16 protein-coding genes and 2 pseudogenes are annotated in these 15,551 nt (G+C 70.3%); 10 read left to right on the top strand and 8 right to left on the bottom strand.

Going from position 1 to position 15,551, the window contains the following annotated elements:
• Positions 1–21 precede the first annotated feature (21 nt).
• The 4 genes and pseudogenes from ABZS77_RS05200 to ABZS77_RS05185 form a co-directional block, all read left to right on the top strand.
• Positions 22–114: pseudogene (locus ABZS77_RS05200) on the top strand (GtrA family protein); the annotation flags it as partial.
• Between the two features lie 179 nt (positions 115–293).
• A pseudogene (locus tag ABZS77_RS05195) lies at positions 294–860 on the top strand (GtrA family protein); the annotation flags it as partial.
• 64 nt (positions 861–924) lie between these two features.
• Positions 925–1,641, top strand: a complete 717-nt coding sequence (locus ABZS77_RS05190; RefSeq protein ID WP_354819534.1) for a GtrA family protein — start codon at positions 925–927, stop codon at positions 1,639–1,641.
• Positions 1,638–2,339, top strand: a complete 702-nt coding sequence (locus ABZS77_RS05185) for a MaoC/PaaZ C-terminal domain-containing protein (RefSeq protein ID WP_354817501.1) — start codon at positions 1,638–1,640, stop codon at positions 2,337–2,339. The genes ABZS77_RS05190 and ABZS77_RS05185 overlap by 4 nt, the downstream gene beginning before the upstream one ends.
• Positions 2,340–2,383: 44 nt before the next feature.
• Here ABZS77_RS05185 and ABZS77_RS05180 read toward each other — a convergent pair whose 3' ends face one another.
• Both ABZS77_RS05180 and ABZS77_RS05175 read right to left on the bottom strand, forming a co-directional pair.
• Positions 2,384–2,956 (bottom strand): PH domain-containing protein, encoded by a 573-nt coding sequence (locus ABZS77_RS05180; protein WP_354817498.1) that lies wholly within the window; start codon positions 2,954–2,956, stop codon positions 2,384–2,386.
• Positions 2,957–3,136: 180 nt separating this feature from the next.
• Entirely contained in the window at positions 3,137–4,012 is an 876-nt protein-coding gene (locus tag ABZS77_RS05175; RefSeq protein WP_354817495.1) for a biotin--[acetyl-CoA-carboxylase] ligase, read from the bottom strand.
• A gap of 84 nt (positions 4,013–4,096) precedes the next feature.
• Here ABZS77_RS05175 and ABZS77_RS05170 point away from each other — a divergent pair, with 84 nt between their 5' ends.
• Complete coding sequence (locus tag ABZS77_RS05170; RefSeq protein ID WP_354817492.1) at positions 4,097–5,680, top strand: acyl-CoA carboxylase subunit beta; 1,584 nt, start codon at positions 4,097–4,099, stop codon at positions 5,678–5,680.
• Between the two features lie 10 nt (positions 5,681–5,690).
• Here the strand turns inward: ABZS77_RS05170 and ABZS77_RS05165 are convergent, their stop codons facing one another.
• From ABZS77_RS05165 to ABZS77_RS05150, 4 genes are all read right to left on the bottom strand, one after another.
• A complete protein-coding gene (locus ABZS77_RS05165; RefSeq protein WP_354817489.1) occupies positions 5,691–6,536 on the bottom strand; it encodes a hypothetical protein in 846 nt (281 codons plus the stop codon).
• Positions 6,529–7,029, bottom strand: coding sequence for a sigma-70 family RNA polymerase sigma factor (locus ABZS77_RS05160; protein WP_354817486.1), 501 nt, complete (start codon positions 7,027–7,029; stop codon positions 6,529–6,531). Before ABZS77_RS05160 ends, ABZS77_RS05165 begins: the two co-directional genes overlap by 8 nt.
• A gap of 62 nt (positions 7,030–7,091) precedes the next feature.
• Positions 7,092–8,075, bottom strand: coding sequence for a 2-dehydropantoate 2-reductase (locus ABZS77_RS05155; RefSeq protein ID WP_354817483.1), 984 nt, complete (start codon positions 8,073–8,075; stop codon positions 7,092–7,094).
• Positions 8,076–8,098: 23 nt separating this feature from the next.
• Positions 8,099–8,842 (bottom strand): M50 family metallopeptidase, encoded by a 744-nt coding sequence (locus tag ABZS77_RS05150; protein WP_354817480.1) that lies wholly within the window; start codon positions 8,840–8,842, stop codon positions 8,099–8,101.
• A 196-nt stretch (positions 8,843–9,038) separates the two neighbouring features.
• Between ABZS77_RS05150 and ABZS77_RS05145 the strand changes: the two genes are divergently transcribed.
• Positions 9,039–9,791 carry a GH25 family lysozyme gene (locus tag ABZS77_RS05145; RefSeq protein ID WP_354819531.1) on the top strand — a complete coding sequence of 251 codons (753 nt, stop codon included), beginning with the start codon at positions 9,039–9,041 and terminating at the stop codon, positions 9,789–9,791.
• Positions 9,792–9,873: 82 nt separating this feature from the next.
• On the opposite strand, the gene ABZS77_RS05140 is transcribed toward ABZS77_RS05145, so the two are convergent.
• Both ABZS77_RS05140 and ABZS77_RS05135 read right to left on the bottom strand, forming a co-directional pair.
• On the bottom strand, positions 9,874–10,101 hold the full coding sequence (locus tag ABZS77_RS05140; protein WP_354817477.1) for a hypothetical protein: 228 nt from the start codon (positions 10,099–10,101) through the stop codon (positions 9,874–9,876).
• Positions 10,102–10,167: 66 nt separating this feature from the next.
• Positions 10,168–12,132: a protein kinase gene (locus ABZS77_RS05135; protein WP_354817474.1), complete on the bottom strand. Its 1,965-nt coding sequence runs from the start codon at positions 12,130–12,132 to the stop codon at positions 10,168–10,170.
• A gap of 90 nt (positions 12,133–12,222) precedes the next feature.
• On the opposite strand from ABZS77_RS05135, the gene ABZS77_RS05130 reads away from it, so the two are divergent.
• The 4 genes from ABZS77_RS05130 to mycP all read left to right on the top strand — a co-directional run bounded on the left by ABZS77_RS05130 (position 12,223) and on the right by mycP (position 15,481).
• Positions 12,223–12,417 (top strand): acyl-CoA carboxylase subunit epsilon, encoded by a 195-nt coding sequence (locus tag ABZS77_RS05130; RefSeq protein ID WP_354817471.1) that lies wholly within the window; start codon positions 12,223–12,225, stop codon positions 12,415–12,417.
• Between the two features lie 88 nt (positions 12,418–12,505).
• Positions 12,506–12,955, top strand: coding sequence for a hypothetical protein (locus tag ABZS77_RS05125; RefSeq protein ID WP_354817468.1), 450 nt, complete (start codon positions 12,506–12,508; stop codon positions 12,953–12,955).
• A complete protein-coding gene (locus tag ABZS77_RS05120; protein WP_354817465.1) occupies positions 12,952–14,319 on the top strand; it encodes a hypothetical protein in 1,368 nt (455 codons plus the stop codon). Before ABZS77_RS05125 ends, ABZS77_RS05120 begins: the two co-directional genes overlap by 4 nt.
• The gene (mycP, locus tag ABZS77_RS05115) at positions 14,309–15,481 is read left to right on the top strand and encodes a type VII secretion-associated serine protease mycosin (protein ID WP_354817462.1); all 1,173 of its coding nucleotides are present in this window, start codon (positions 14,309–14,311) and stop codon (positions 15,479–15,481) included. The genes ABZS77_RS05120 and mycP overlap by 11 nt, the downstream gene beginning before the upstream one ends.
• Positions 15,482–15,551 lie beyond the last annotated feature (70 nt).

Raw genomic sequence — 15,551 nt, 5'->3', positions numbered from 1 at the left:
TCCGAGTCAGTGGGACTGGTTGTGAAGAACTGCACAAGGTACGGCCACGCTGCGGCATCACGATCTGATACCCGCTTTCCCGCGCAGTTTCACGCAAATCTTGTTGTGCACCTCGGCCGACGTGAGGTGCGGTCGGTCTCGGCACTGCCCCGCCGACCGGTCCGTGGATTCCCGTTCGGCGGCGTGTCAGTCATCCCACTTGGTTACGCTCTGTACAACGGTGGCGCACCCGGTGATCGGCCGGCACGAGCGTCGACGTCCACTCGTCGTTGCTCCCCCGCTGACTGGTCAGCAGCCGGTAGGCTCGGCCCGTGGCCGCCACGATGACCGGGGAGCAACCGGGCCCCCGGCAGACCCGACGGGGTCCCCTTCGGGCGCTGCTCGACCGTTTCGGTCACCTCTTCCGCGAGTTGAGCAAGTTCGCGACGGTGGGCGGCATCGCCTTCCTGCTCGACTTCGCGCTGTTCAACTACCTGACCACGGCCCGCGGGGTCGAGCAGGTGACCGCGAAGACGATCTCCACCGTGATCGCGGCCACCGTCGCCTTCGTCGGGAACCGGTTCTGGACGTGGCGACACCGCCAGCGCAAGAACCCCGCCCGGGAGTACGCGCTGTTCTTCTTCTTCAACGCGGTCGGTCTCGGCATCGCGGTGGCCTGCCTGGCGGTCAGCCGGTACGGGCTGGGCAGCATCTGGCCTGCCGTGTTCCAGACGCAGCTGGCCGACAACATCGCCAGTTTCGTCGTCGGCACGGGCCTGGGGACGCTGTTCCGATTCTGGTCCTACCGGCGGTTCGTCTTCGTCGAAGCGGGAACCCCGACCGTTCCGCAGGTGAAGCACGACCGTGACCACGGGGCGTGACCTGCCGCCCACTCCGTCCCTGCCGGTGATCGCCGGCCTCTCCGACTGCCCTAAGGTGTTTCGCATGCGTCTTGTCCGTCTGCTGCCTGAGCGCTGGCAGAAGTTCATCCACGAGGCGCTCAAGTTCGGCATCGTCGGCGGCATCAACACCGTCATCAATTACGCGGTGTTCAATGTCCTTGCACTTACCGTTTTCGTCAACGGTCAGTTGAAGGCGACCGTGATCGCGACCCTCGTCGCCACGATCACGTCATATCTGATGAATCGCCACTGGACGTACCGGGATCGCCCGAAATCGGCACTTCGCCGAGAGTACGTCCTGTTCTTCCTTTTCAACGGGGCCGGCCTGCTCATCGAACTCGGCGCCGTGGCGGCGGCCAAGTACGGGCTCGGCGTCCACGGACTCCTCGCGCTCAACGTGGCCAAGACCGCAGGCGTCCTGCTGGCCACACTGTTCCGGTTCTGGTCCTACCGGACGTTCGTCTTCCAGCCGGTCGTACCGGCCGAGGAGGAGACGAAGACCGAGCCCACCTGGCACGACATCCCGCGCGACGAATGGGACACCATGGCCGGCATGGACCCAGTCGCCGAACTCGCCGAATCAGTCACCGAGTTGGAAGAGGCGCAGGCGGCCGACGACCGTCCGGACCCGGTCGCCGGTCCGACCGCAACACCCGTGCAGGGCCGGCCCACGCCGCTGGCCGCCGGCCTCGCAGCCGACCTGGACGCGGAACTCGCCGCCGAACTGCACGCCGGCACCCGCCGCTCACCCCGCCGGTGACCACGTCAGCCGCCCGCTCCGGCACCGGGACTCCCGCACAGCTGTTCTTCGAAGACCTGGTCCCGGGGCTCACCGTCGACCTCGGGGTGGTCACCGTCGACGGCGACGAGATGGTTGCCTTCGCCCGCCGGTTCGACCCGCAGTGGTACCACGTCGACCAGGAGCTGGCCGCCGCCAGCCGGCACGGCGGCGTGATCGCCAGTGGCTTCTACACGGTCAGCCTCTTCATGCGGGCGTACGTCGACCACCTGCTGTCCCGGGCGGCGGCGGACGCCTCCCCCGGCCTGGAGGAACTGCGCTGGCTCGCCCCGGTACGCGCCGGGGACCGGCTCGCCGTACGGGTCGACGTGATGGGTGCGCGGCCGTCGACCGCCCGACCCGGGCTCGGTACAGCCACTCTCACCGGCACCATGCTCCGCCTCGGCCCGGACGGCCGACCCGAGCAGGAGGTGCTGCGGACCCGGTTCCGTGGCTGGTTCGCCCTGCGCCCGGCCGAGGACGACCCGACCGGGGACGACGAGACCGGGGACGACCCGACCGGGGACAACCCGACCGGGGACGACCCGACCGAATCCGGCCGCGCCCAGCCTGGCCCGCCCGGGGCCGACGCGTCCCAGCCGACCGCGGCCGAGCCGGCCGGGGCTGCGCCGCACGGGACTCCCACGACCCGCACTTCGGTGCCTGGGCCGACCGGCTGAGACCACCCCGGCGGGTACGCCGGAACGATCTCCGCCGTTCGGGATCAGGTGGTGGTGTCGCGCAGCGGCTTGCCCTCGCGCATGTCGGCGAGGATGTCGCGCATCTCCCCGTCGCCCAGCGAGTGCTTGTCGTGCTGCGCCTCGACCAGCTCGTACAGGGTGGTCTGCACCCGGCTGACCCCGGGCACGTCGGCCAGCACCGACTGGCCGCGCTCGCCGGCCGACTCGATGGTCAGCGTGCCGCAGCCGAGCAGCCGCTCCACGAAGTGCTGGTTCATCGAGTGGTCGTTGATCCGGGTGAGCGGCAGGTCCCGCCGGTCCCGGGAGAAGACACCCTGCTGAAGCAGCACGCGTTCGTTGGTGAACAGGTAGTGGGTGGTACGCCAGACGAGGAACGGCCACAGACCGAGCCAGAGCACCGCGACCAGGGCGATCACCCCGATCACGGCCAGCGCGATCGAACCGCCGCTGCTCTCGGGCAGCAGGAGAACGCCGACCACCACCGCCGCGATGGCCAGCACCAGCACCGCGATGGGCCGGATCAGCGCCTTCCAGTGCGGGTGCAGGTGCAGCACGACGTGCTCGTCCTTGGTGAGCACGTCTTCGGGAAACGCCACGACAACCTCCAACGCCATTTTCTCGACGCGCAGACCGTAAACCCCCCAACCCCCACCACGGCATCCGCCACGCGGCCCCACCCCGATCGCCACGATCTTGCACTCCTGGTCGCCGTTACGCGGCTTTCGTCCCGTTACGCCACCACACAGAGTGCGCGATCGCCGGGGAGGGGGCGAGGGTCAGCGCAGGTGGAGGACGTCTCCGGCGGCCAGGACCCGGGGGCCGGTGGGGGTGGTCAGTTGGAGTTGGCCGTCGTTGTCGACGCCGGTGGCGGTGCCGAGCTGGGTCTCACCGTCGGGCAGCAGGACGCGTACCTCACGGCCGATCGTGGCGCAGACTTCCAGGTAGGCGTCGCGCAGGCCGCTCGCCACCGCGTCGCCACCCGCCGCCCGCCAGCGGTCGTACCAGTCGGCGACCGAACGCAGCAGCGCCCGCAGCAGCGGGTCGCGGTCGGTGGCCGCCGCCCCGGCCAGTTGCAGTGAGGTCGCCGGCAGCCCGGTGGGGTTCACCGGCAGCTCGTCGGCGCGCAGCGTCACGTTGAGCCCGATGCCGAGCACGATGGCCGGCGGCTGTGCCGCCGAACGGCCCGGCACCGCCTCGGCGAGCACCCCGGCGCACTTCGCGTCGCCGATCAGCAGGTCGTTCGGCCACTTCAGGGTGGCGTCCAGCTCGGCCAGCCGGGCCACCGCCTCGACCAGCGCGACGCCGGCGAGCAGCGGCAGCCAGCCGTACCCCGTGGGGGGTGCCACCGGCCAGCCGCGGTCCGGAACGGCCTCGCCGGGCCGCAGCAGCACGCTCGTCGCGATGCCGGCGCGCGGCGGCGACTGCCACACCCGGCCGCGCCGGCCCCGCCCAGCGGTCTGCCGCTCAGCGACCACCACCAGGCCCTCCGGCTCACCGGCGGCGGCGGCCTCGGCCACGTCCGCGTTGGTGGAGCCGGTCTCGGGGTACAGCTCCAGCCGGGACCACGGCCCGTTCGGCGCGACCAGCGCGCGCCGCAGCCGGGCCGCCGACAACGGCGGGCGATCCAGATCGGTGTACGGGGAGCCCGGCATCCCGTCAGCCTACGGCGACGCCCGGGGAGGCACTGAGGCGTACTGCACAGCCGCGGCGACCTGAACCATCGTTATATTCCCTGGGTGACTACCGAGACCGGGACCAACATCCACAGCACTGCGGGCAAGCTGGCGGACCTGGAGCGCCGGGTCGACGAGGCGGTGCACGCCGGGTCGGCGCGCGCGGTCGAGAAGCAGCACGCCCGCGGCAAGAAGACCGCCCGCGAGCGGATCGAGATGCTCCTCGACGAGGGCTCCTTCGTCGAACTCGACGAACTGGCCCGACACCGCTCCACGGCGTTCGGCCTGGAGAAGAACCGCCCGTACGGCGACGGCGTGGTCACCGGCTACGGCACCGTCGACGGCCGGCAGGTCTGCGTCTTCGCCCAGGACTTCACGGTCTTCGGTGGTTCCCTCGGCGAGGTCTTCGGCGAGAAGATCGTCAAGGTCATGGACCTGGCCATGAAGATCGGCTGCCCGGTGGTGGGCATCAACGACTCCGGTGGCGCCCGCATCCAGGAGGGCGTCGTCTCGCTCGGCCTCTACGGCGAGATCTTCTTCCGCAACGTGCGCGCCTCCGGCGTCATCCCGCAGATCTCGCTGGTGATGGGACCGTGCGCGGGCGGGGCGGTCTACTCCCCCGCGGTCACCGACTTCACCGTGATGGTCGACCAGACGTCGCACATGTTCATCACCGGCCCGGACGTGATCAAGACGGTGACCGGCGAGGACGTCGGCATGGAGGAGCTGGGCGGCGCCCGCACGCACAACTCGCGCAGCGGCAACGCGCACTACCTCGCCACCGACGAGGAGGACGCGGTCGACTACGTCAAGGCGCTGCTGTCGTACCTGCCGTCGAACAACCTCGACGAGCCGATGGTGGTCGAGGCCCCCGCCGCGCTGGAGATCAGCGACGAGGACCGGGAACTGGACACACTGATCCCGGACTCGGCGAACCAGCCGTACGACATCCACACGGTCATCGAGCACGTCCTGGACGACGGGGAGTTCCTGGAGGTCCAGCCGCTCTACGCGCAGAACATCGTGGTCGGCTACGGCCGCGTCGAGGGGCGCCCGGTCGGCGTCGTCGCCAACCAGCCGATGCACTTCGCCGGCACCCTGGACATCGCCGCCTCGGAGAAGGCCGCCCGGTTCGTCCGCACCTGCGACGCGTTCAACATCCCGGTTCTGACCTTCGTGGACGTCCCCGGCTTCCTGCCCGGCACCGGCCAGGAGTGGGACGGCATCATCCGCCGGGGCGCCAAGCTCATCTACGCGTACGCCGAGGCGACCGTCCCCAAGGTCACCGTGATCACCCGCAAGGCGTACGGCGGGGCGTACGACGTGATGGGTTCCAAGCACCTCGGCGCGGACCTGAACTTCGCCTGGCCCACCGCGCAGATCGCGGTGATGGGTGCGCAGGGCGCGGTCAACATTCTCTACCGCTCCGAGCTGGCCGGCGCCGAGGACCCGGCGGCGGTCCGCGCCGAGAAGATCGCCGAGTACGAGGACACCCTGGCCAACCCGTACGTGGCCGCCGAGCGCGGCTACATCGACTCGGTGATCCCGCCGCACGAGACGCGTACCCAGATCGTCCGGGCGCTGCGTGTCCTGCGCACCAAGCGGGAGACCCTGCCGCCGAAGAAGCACGGCAACATCCCGCTCTGATCCGATCCGGTCAGCAGGAAGGGTTGGCGGCGAGGCACATCCGCCCGGCGGCGACCGTCGCCAACCGGCGCAGGTCTGCTTCGGTGCCGTCCTGGCCGACGCTGAGCACGGCGATCAGATCACCCACCCGGACGATCGCCGTGCTCGTCGACTGCGGTTCGTCGCCGGCTGGCGCACCGGTCGACCGGGACACGGTGTGCCGCACCAACGAGGCCTCGTCGCCCGCGAAGTTCCGGTCGACCACCGCCCACCGGTGCACCGCCTCCCCCACGCCCGTCTCCCCCGCCACCTCGTACGGCCCGACGCCGCGCCACTCGGCGCACGGGGCCACCATGCCGTCCAGGTCGGCGAGGAACGACTTCGCCAGCTCCGGAGTCACCCGGTACAGGTCCTGGGTGAGCAGCACGCCGCCGAGGGTGGCGGCGCCCTGCCGGTATTCCCGCAGCAGCGTCTGCGACCGTGACCAGCGGGACGTCTTCCAGACCGGGGTGAGCCCCTGACTCTCGCGGCAGTAGCCCAGCAGGTGGTCGACGAGGATGGGTTCCCCCAGCCCGGACTGGCTGAGCTCCCGTTGGGCCGCCTGCGCCAGGTCGGTCGGCCGCAGCAGCGAGTCGTCCACGATCTCACCACGCGCCGGTGTCAGCGTGGCCGCGGCGACCGGAGTCCGCACCGGCCCTCGGCCACCTTCGGCAAGCGCGGCGGCGGAGCCCCCCACGAGTGTGAGCGCGACCGTGGCCACCACGATGGTGCGCCGGCTGCGCCGCCGGGCCCGGGCGCGGATCTCCTGCGGCTCCGGCCAGCGCACGTCGTTCAACTCCCGGTGGATCCGTTCGACGAACGCCAGTTCGTCACGCATCGGTGGCCTCCTCCAGATCAGAGACGGCGAGCAGACCGGCGAGCGCGACACGCCCCCGGGAGAGTCGGGCCTTGACCGTGCCCACCGGGGCCGCGGTCTCCCGGGCCACCTCGGCGACCGGCATGCCCATCAGGTAGTAGAGGGCGATGGCGGTGCGCTGCTCCTCGGGCAGGCGGCGCAGCGCGGCGACCACCTCGACGGTGTCGGTGCCCGGCCCGGGAACGGACTCGGTGGCCCCGTGCCGCAGGTACGCCCGCGCGCGGCTGCGCAGGCTGCGCCACCGGCTGACCGCGACCCGGCTGGCCACCACCCGCACCCACGCCTCCGGGTCGTCGTACCGGCTGACCGTCGACCAGCGCTGCCACGCCCGGATGTACGCCTCCTGCACGGCGTCCTGCGCCTCGATCCGGTCGCCGGTCAGGGCGTAGACGAACCCGAGCAGCCGTTGCCGGCTCCCCCGGTAGAACTCGTCGAACCCGTCGACGTCCGGCACCCGCTACCTCCCCGTGTCGGTCGCAGGGAACACGCGCCGGGCGGGGTCGTCGGTTGCCCCGCTCAGGCGGTCATCTTCTCCAACTCGGTCAGCGGGAACGCCCCCGCCCCGATGCCCTCCCGGACCGCGCGGCGTACCGCGCGCTGCACTGCCGCGTTCGCGGGCGTCGGTACGCCGTGCAGACGTCCGAGCAGGACGATCTCCCCGTTGAGGTGGTCGACCTCGGTGGAGGCGGCGCCCCGGGCCAGGCTCTGCCAGGTGGAGCCGCCGGATCGGTCCTCACCGGCCACCGGGCGCTGCCCGACGAGGTCGCCGCGTTCGGTCTTCTCCTCCTGCGGGGAGGTGTGCGCGATGCCCGCTGCGGCGAGTACGGCGACGCCTTCGGCGCGTACCCGCTCGGCCAGCGCGTCGGGGACGTCCCCGCCGAGCAGCGCCTGGAGGCCGTTGCCGAGGTTGCTGAGCAGCTTGCCGTACTTCCAGCGCTGCACGTCGTCGCGTACCGGCGCGACGAAGCCGGCGTCGGTCAGGTCGGCGGCGACGGCCCGGTCGGTGTCGTCGGCGCCGTCCGGGTACCGACCGATGTGGAGCATCCCCGGATGCGGGTACCCGTTCGCCACCACCACGCCCGGGTCGAGGTGGGTGGCCGGCAGCCAGACACAGACGGGATGCACGTCGGCGAAGAGCCGCAGCGCGGCCCGCTCGTTCGCCACCCCGTTCTGCGCGGTCACCAGCGGCAGCCGTTCGCCCGCCGTGCCGCCGCCGACCACCGGCGCATCCACCCAGGCGGCCAACGCACCGGCGGTGTCCTGCGACTTCACCGTGAGGACCAGCACGGTGTCCGCTGGCAGCGGCTGGTCGGTGGGCCGGTCCACCGCCGTGAGCCGCGCGGTGGTCTCACCGTCGGGCTGGCGCAGCGTCAGACCCCGCGCGCGGATCGCCTCCAGGTGCGCTCCACGCGCCACCAGGGTCACGTCCCGTCCGGCCTGGGCCAGCCGTACGCCGATGGTTCCGCCGACCGCGCCCGCCCCGATGATCACGTATCGCATGGCCCTCATTCTGCCCCGTGCGGTCAGAGTGTCAGGCCGGCGTCGGTGAGGAACGGGCCGGCGAGCAGGAGCGCGCCGGCGATCAGCGCCGCGAGGTTGACCAGGGCGAAGACCATGACCCAGAAGAACGCCGGGAACGGGGTGAGCCCGGCGAGCTGGTCGGCGTCGGAGGCGGGCATCCGGCCACGGGAGCGCAGGCGTTGCAGCTCCACCACCGGGCGCACCCCACCCAACAGCAGGAACCACACCCCGGCGTACGCGAACGCGGCCTGCACCTGCGGGGTGGCGTACCAGGAGACGGCGAACACCAGCGCGCCGGTGACCAGCACCGACACCACGCCGAAGGCGTTGCGGATCATGACGAGCATGGCGAGCAGCAGCGCCACCGCCACCCAGAGCAGCAGGGTGATCCGGTTACCGCCGAGCAGCCAGGCGCCGGCAAGCCCGACGAGCGGCGGGGCGACGTAGCCGGCGAGCAGGGTGAGGATCATGCCCGGCCCGGTGGGTCGACCGGCGGAGAGGGTCAGCCCGGACGTGTCCGAGTGCAGCCGGATGCCGTGCAGCTTACGGCCGGTGAGCAGGGCGACGAGCGCGTGTCCGCCCTCGTGGGCGATGGTGATGGCGTTGCGGGCGATCCGCCATGGCAGCCGCGTGGAAACCACCACCAGCGCGACGGCAGCGGTGATCAGCACCAGCAGCGGGGGCGGGTCCGGCTGCGCGCCGAACAGCGTGTCCCACTTCTCGCCCAGCCCGTCGATCGACATCATGGGGCGCGAGCCTACCGGCGGCGTTCGGTGCCGCTTCCGACGCACCGGCTCGCCGCCACTGCGACGGCTGATCGTTCCCCGCGGTTGCGGCAGGCCACCGACACCCGTCGATGAAAGTTTCCTCGACAACTCTTGTGATCTAGGGCAGTAACCTCCAAAGATGGGCGTCAATAGACAGGCGCATCTGGAGGCACTCATGGCCCGTACCGACTCACCGCTGCGCCGCGTACTCGCGGCCGGCCTCACCGTCCTCGCCACCGCGGCGGCGACCCTCGTCGTGACCGCCGGCCCGGCGGCGGCGGCCACCACCCCCGGCGTCGACGTGTCCCGCTACCAGGGCTCGATCAACTGGACCAGCGTCCGCAACGCGGGCGTCCAGTTCGCCTTCATCAAGGCGACCGAGGGCACCAGCTACAAGGACCCGAACTTCAACGCGAACTACGTGAACGCCTACAACGCCGGGGTGATCCGCGGGGCGTACCACTTCGCCCGGCCGAACATCTCCGCCGGCTCCACCCAGGCCAACTACCTCGCGTCCAACGGGGGCGCGTGGTCGGCGGACAGCCGCACCCTGCCGGCGGCGCTGGACATCGAGGGCAACCCGTACGCCGGTGGCTACTGCTACGGGCTCAGCACGACCGGGATGCGCAACTGGGTGCAGGACTTCCTGAACACCTACCGCTCCCGCACCGGCCGGTACGCGGTCATCTACACCACCACGAGCTGGTGGAACCAGTGCACCGGCAGCTGGACCGGCCCCTGGGCGAACCACCCGCTCTGGCTGGCCCGCTGGGCGAGCGCGCCCGGCGCCCTGCCGGCCGGCGCGTCGGTGTGGAGCTTCTGGCAGTACACCAGCACGGGAGCCGTCTCCGGGATCAGCGGCAACGTGGACCGCAACTACTGGAACGGTGACCGCAGCCGGCTGATCGCACTGGCCAACAACACCTGATCGAGCCGTTGGCGGCAGCGGGATCGACGGTCACCACACGGTCGACAATCGGTCCGGCTGCCGCCACACAATCGGTTTCGGGTCAGGCCCGCCGTCGGCTCATCGCCGGCACCGGAGTCTCATCGGGAGTCAGTGCACCCCGCCGGGTCAGCCGCCACGCGCCGACCCCGCAGACGGCAACGGCCACGACGCTGAGAAATGCGATGAGCGCCGGAACCCCCACGGCGACCAGCAGCAGGACCGCGTCGCCGAACGCGACCAGCATCCACAGTGCCAGCCGGGGCCGGGCGTCCCTCCGTCGGTAACCCATGTCGTACCTCCTTCCGTCGTCGAAGGTCAATTACCCCGGACGACGGAAGGTCATGCGAATCAATTTTCAGTCCTTGCGGTCGGGCACGAAACCCTTGGCGATCCGGTCGAAGTTCGGCAGGTTGGCCTGCCAGTCCTTCTCCGCGACCTCCCACCGCATGGCATACCCGCGGTTGCTGGCCGTCACGAAACCCCGGTTACGGACGTGGATCCGCTGCCCGTCCCGGGTCTCCAACCACTCCCAGTCGGCACAGGTCTTCCAGAACGTGCACCGCTTGATCCCGATCAACTTGTAGTCGGTGACGAGTTTCTTGCGGCCACCCTCGATGCTCTGCCAGTCGGCGTAGGCGTCGTCCTTCGGGTTGGGAGTCCACTGCACCAGCAGCTCGCCCGGCCCGTTCGACTGGTCGAAGACGACCTGGTCGCTCTTGGGCTGGCTGCGCACCCACCCGTCGGGGATCGGCAGGGTGAAGCCTGCCGGGTCCTTGTGCAGCTTCCAGCCCGCCGGCAGCGCGTTCGGGTCGACCGACGGCGTGGCCGACGCGGTCGGGCTGGGAGCGCCGCTCGTCGGCGGGGGCGCCGCCGGGGGGCTCGTCGGTGCCGGCGCGGACGTCGCGGCAGCCCCGGTCGGGCCGGCCTGCGGAGTGTCGTCCTCACCCTTGGTGAGCATCGGCACGATCACCACGAGGCCGATCAGCAGCACGGCCACCAGGGCGCCGATCAGGAGATTACGCCGGGTGTTGTTCGGTTTCGTGCCGTCCAAGGGCGGCACCGCCGCGCGCCCGGCCGGACTCACCGGAGGCATCACCGATGTCGGAGTCGACGGTTTGCGCTGCTCCGGCGCCACCGGTGGACCGTCCACGACAGTCGGCTCGTCGTCGTCAGCGTCGGTCGTCGTACCGTCGCCGGAGGTGCCGGCCGCGGCCGCGACGGGCGCGGTGGGCTCGGCGTCCGGCGTGGCCGGCGGGTCGATCGTCGCGGTGGGCTCGGCCGGCACCAGCGCGGTAGGCGCGGCGTCGGCACCGGACGGCACGGTGGCCGTCGGCGTCGCGTCGGCGGAGGTCTCGGCGGCGGCGACCGGCGGCGGCGACACCGGCCGGCTCGTGGAATCCTCGGCGGGTCGCGGGGCCGGCACGACAGGCACGCGCGGCTCGCGCGGACCGTTCGGCCCCGGCCGGCGTACGCCGTCGAGCAGTGAGATCGAGCGCGACCGCTTGCCGCCGGCGCGGCGCAGCAGCCGCTCCGCCACCTCCGCGTTGATCCGCTCGTTCGGGTCCTTGCGCAGCAGCCCGTTGAGCACGGCCTTGAGCGGGCCGGCGTTCTTCGGCGGCGGGATCGGCTCGGTGGCCAGCGCCGCCAGGGTGCCGATCGCCGACGGCCGGGCGTACGGCGACTTGCCCTCGACAGCCGCGTAGAGCGTCGCGCCCAACGACCACAGGTCGGCTTCCGGCCCGGCGGTGCCGTCCCGGGCCCGTTCGGGCGAGATGTACGCGGGCGAGCCGAGGACCATGCCGGTGCGGGTGACGTTCGGGTCGCCCGGGATGGTGGCGAGACCGAAATCGGTCAACACCACCCGGCCGTCCTCGCCGAGCAGCACGTTTCCGGGCTTCACGTCGCGGTGCATGACGCCCGCCTTGTGGGCCGCGTTGAGGGCGCCCAGCACCCCGAGGCCGATCTCGACCGCGCGAGCCACCGGCACCGGGCCGTCCTCGGCGAGCGTGTCCTGCAACGACTTCGACGCCACGTACTCCATGACGATCCACGGGTCGCCGTCGGTGCGCAGCACGTCGAAGATGCGTACGACGTTGGCGTGGTTGAGCCGGGCGATGGCCCGCGCCTCCCGCAGGGAGCGTTCCCGCATCTCGCGGCGTTCCTCGTCGGTGAGGCCGGGCGGCGGCACCAACTCCTTGATCGCCACGTCCCGGTGCAGCACCTCGTCGCGCGCCTTCCACACCCGACCCATGCCGCCCTGGCCGAGCGGCGACAGAAGCCGGTATCGGTCAGCGACGAGTTGGGGAAGCGCGTTCGACATCGGTGAGACGGTACCCGGACCGCCCGACCGTCACACCGCCGGCACGCCACTGTGCGTTCCCCGTAACTTCCGGCCGCGTACCCTGGCGGCATGTCTGCCGAAGAGCCGCTGTTCCGGGTCGTTCGCGGCGTGCCCACCGCGGAGGAGTTGGCAGCCCTGGTGGGTGCCATCGTCGTCCGGTCCCGCCCGGCCACCGCCCCCGCGCCGACGACCGCATCCGCGTGGGCCCGCAGCGCCCGACCCGCCAGCCGGGACACCTGGCGCACCGCCGGTCTCCCCCGCTGACACGACCCGCCGCGCGGGGGCTGCCAGGGTCGCGTCGAGCCGTTAACCTCACTCAGGGAAACGGTGCCGTGACGCGTAGGGAGGATCGATGATCCCCGAAGAGGATGGGCCAGCACCCTGGCTGCGCAACTACGGCGGCATCGAAGCTGACATCCGCCAACTCCGGGAGTTCGCCGACCAGCTCGCCGCCGAGGTCGAGCGCAACTACGCGCCGCACCTGCCGTACATCGCCGCCGACATGTCCGCCGAAATCCCCAACCCCTGCGACGCCTTCGTCGAGCTGGTCACCTTCCTGCACGCACACCACGAGACACAGCAGGCCACCGCCGACATGGTGTACGCCGTCCGAGGCGCCACCGGCCACCTCGCCGCAGCCGCCGACCGGGTCGCCACCCGGTACGCCGACACCGACGCCTTCTCCGCCGCCCGGGTCGTCGACGTGCAACAGGCCCTCGCCGACCCGGGCGCCGTGCTGCCACACACCCCCACACCCGCACCGATGCTCCGCGACCCCAGCGGCCCGGTGGTCCTCCCATGATCGAACGGGGCAACAGCCGCACCGCCGGCACCGACTGGCAGCTCATGGACGTCAACAGCATGTGGGCGTGCCTCCAGGACCACGACACCGCCAACCACTGGAAACAGGTCGCCGGCTGGCGCAAGGTCTGCGACCTGGCACAGATCCACCTCGGCCGGCTCCAGGAGTACCGGCGAGGGCTCGCGGCAGTGTGGCCGCCCGAAACCAGCGCCGCCTCGGGCACGTACCTCGCCCAACTCGACGAACTCATCGACAAGGTGCGGCACACCCACGACGCCGCAGCCGCCAACTACACCGCGCTGTCCGCCGCAACCCAGGCCATCGGCACCACCCGCGCCGCGCTCCGCAAGATCTATGAGGAGTACGCCGACAAACTCCAACAGAAGCAGGCGTACGAGACGACGGCGGCCGACCCCAAGGCGATCATGGGTAACCGGATGACCGAGCCACCCGTTTCAGACGCCGAACTGGAACGGCTGAACGTACAGGCTCGGGGGATGATGTTCGGCCTCAGCGGCGAACTCCAACAAGCCCAAGCAACCCTCCAAAAACCACCACCACCACCGAAAGGCAAGCCAGTCGCCGACCAGGCGAACCCGGATGTCTACGGCGAAAGTAGCGGTCCAGTCATTCCTCCAATCGTGTCCGTACCGCCGCGGAAGCGCTCCGAAGGTAGACCGGCCTTGAGAACCCAACCTGTTTCCATGCCGAATGCTCCAGGTTCCGGGCCTATACTCGGCGCCTCAAGTGGCGGGTTGCCGGGCATGGCGACGAACGGCGGCTCAGGCTTTGGATCCACATCACCAACGCCAGCAGGGTCAGCATCCACTCTCGGACCGCAGTCCCTCCCCCCTGGAGTCGCCCCTCTTGCCGGTCCGCCAAGAGGCGCTCGTTCGCAGCTCCCTCCAATCAACCGCCCGGCCGGAGGCAATACACCACCGCATACAATGCCGGCAGCGCAACCGCGTTCAATGCCACCTGGCGGTCTGATCGGGGGAATACCCGGAGTTGGAATTGGGCAGCCAGGCGCAAGCCCAACACCTCGTCGTGTCAACCCGGTCGGCGGCGTGATAGGCGGCGGGGGCGCCGGCACTGGACCTACAGGCGGAGCGGGATCGCGACCAGGCAGCGGCCGCAGTGTCGGCCTCTCCAGCGGATTCACGCCATTTGGCGGCAGCCCGAACTTGAACCCTCCAGGCAGCGGCGTGTCTCGTTCGAGCCTACGGGAACCCGACCGTGACAAGAGTCGTCCTTGGGATCCTGACCACCCGTGGGAAATTGACCAGGGCGTCGAGCCAGTGGTCCGTCCACCAGAAAATCAGGGCCCCATCGACCCCGGCCCTGCCATCGGCTTTGACCGGTAAGCCTCTTGCCGCTTGGACGGCGGCCATCGTCAGTGCGAGCGCTGCCATCGTCGTACTGCAACTCCCGCTGGCTTTAGTTGCAACTGCCGCGCCTGAAGGTCAAGAAGTCGAGAGAATTCGCGGCGATCAGTGGCATTTGAACTATCTTCGTGTGAACGATGCGCTTAAGATCAGCCGAGGCACTGGGGTCATTGTGGCAGTGCCAGACACCGGCGTAGACGATCATCCCGATCTGCAAGGCAACCTTATTTCCGGCACAGACGTCACTTCTGACGGCACTGGTAACGGTAAAGCCGATTTAAGTAGCCACGGCACAGGAATGGCCGGCCTGATAGCTGCGCATGGACGTGGCGGCAATCTAGGAGCGCTTGGCATCGCCCCAGAATCCAACGTTCTACCTATTCGGATCCAAGTGACGGATGCGGAAGGCGACAGCGACGACCTCGCTGCGGGAATCGAATATGCCGTCTCTCGCGGGGCGAAGGTCGTCAGCATCTCTTCTGTCGCTGGGCCAAATTTGAACCTACAGAAAGCCGTGGAAAGTGCCATACAAGCGGACGTCCTTGTGATCGCGGCGGCAGGCAATCTGCCTCGTGACCGGTATGTCAGCTTTCCGGCCTCGTACCCTGGCGTCATTGCCGTCGGTGGAATCGATCGCGATGGCAACCGAGCTGCCGAGTCCGTGACCGGGCCAGAGATTGACGTGGTTGCGCCATCGGTTGACATCTACAGCACGAGCATCAACGGCAAGTACCGCAAGGGCACTGGCACCTCGGACGCGACGGCCATTGTCGCGGGAGCTGCGGCGTTGATCAGGTCGAAGTACCCCTACCTGCCGGCGCGGGAGGTGGCGCATCGGATCACGGCCACGGCCGTCGACAAGGGGCCGCCGGGTCGTGACGACGAGTACGGGTATGGCGTCATCGATCTTGTGGCGGCACTGACGGCCGACGTACCCCCATTGGGTTTTGAGTCGGCAAGCGCTCCGGCCAGCGCTGGGACGAGCACGACGGCTGGCGCTCGACCCGGTAACGACGGTGATGGCGCGACGGCTCGCGGCCTGGTCACTCTCGCGGTGATCGTGGCCGCTGGCGTCGGTTGGGCGTTGGTGGCGCGACGTCGGCGGCGTGGTGATGATCCCCCGCCCAGAATCAGTCGCTGACCGACACGGGACGCTGGACGAGGGCAGCGGCCCGCTGCAACGACGTGGCGGGCACGGTGTGCCGCCCCGC

It is taken from the genome of Micromonospora sp. NPDC005298 (assembly GCF_040607375.1).
In the GTDB taxonomy this organism is placed as follows: domain Bacteria; phylum Actinomycetota; class Actinomycetes; order Mycobacteriales; family Micromonosporaceae; genus Micromonospora.
This window is presented reverse-complemented; position numbering and strand designations above follow the sequence as displayed.

Excerpts from the sequence above, each read along its gene's own strand:
- ABZS77_RS05125 (WP_354817468.1), top strand. The coding sequence starts at position 12,506 with ATGATCCCCGAAGAGGATGGGCCAGCACCCTGGCTGCGCAACTACGGC.
- ABZS77_RS05140 (WP_354817477.1), bottom strand. The coding sequence starts at position 10,101 with ATGGGTTACCGACGGAGGGACGCCCGGCCCCGGCTGGCACTGTGGATG.
- ABZS77_RS05130 (WP_354817471.1), top strand. The coding sequence starts at position 12,223 with ATGTCTGCCGAAGAGCCGCTGTTCCGGGTCGTTCGCGGCGTGCCCACC.
- ABZS77_RS05190 (WP_354819534.1), top strand. The coding sequence starts at position 925 with ATGCGTCTTGTCCGTCTGCTGCCTGAGCGCTGGCAGAAGTTCATCCAC.
- ABZS77_RS05155 (WP_354817483.1), bottom strand. The coding sequence starts at position 8,075 with ATGCGATACGTGATCATCGGGGCGGGCGCGGTCGGCGGAACCATCGGC.
- ABZS77_RS05150 (WP_354817480.1), bottom strand. The coding sequence starts at position 8,842 with ATGATGTCGATCGACGGGCTGGGCGAGAAGTGGGACACGCTGTTCGGC.
- ABZS77_RS05120 (WP_354817465.1), top strand. The coding sequence starts at position 12,952 with ATGATCGAACGGGGCAACAGCCGCACCGCCGGCACCGACTGGCAGCTC.
- ABZS77_RS05145 (WP_354819531.1), top strand. The coding sequence starts at position 9,039 with ATGGCCCGTACCGACTCACCGCTGCGCCGCGTACTCGCGGCCGGCCTC.
- ABZS77_RS05165 (WP_354817489.1), bottom strand. The coding sequence starts at position 6,536 with ATGCGTGACGAACTGGCGTTCGTCGAACGGATCCACCGGGAGTTGAAC.
- ABZS77_RS05135 (WP_354817474.1), bottom strand. The coding sequence starts at position 12,132 with ATGTCGAACGCGCTTCCCCAACTCGTCGCTGACCGATACCGGCTTCTG.
- ABZS77_RS05175 (WP_354817495.1), bottom strand. The coding sequence starts at position 4,012 with ATGCCGGGCTCCCCGTACACCGATCTGGATCGCCCGCCGTTGTCGGCG.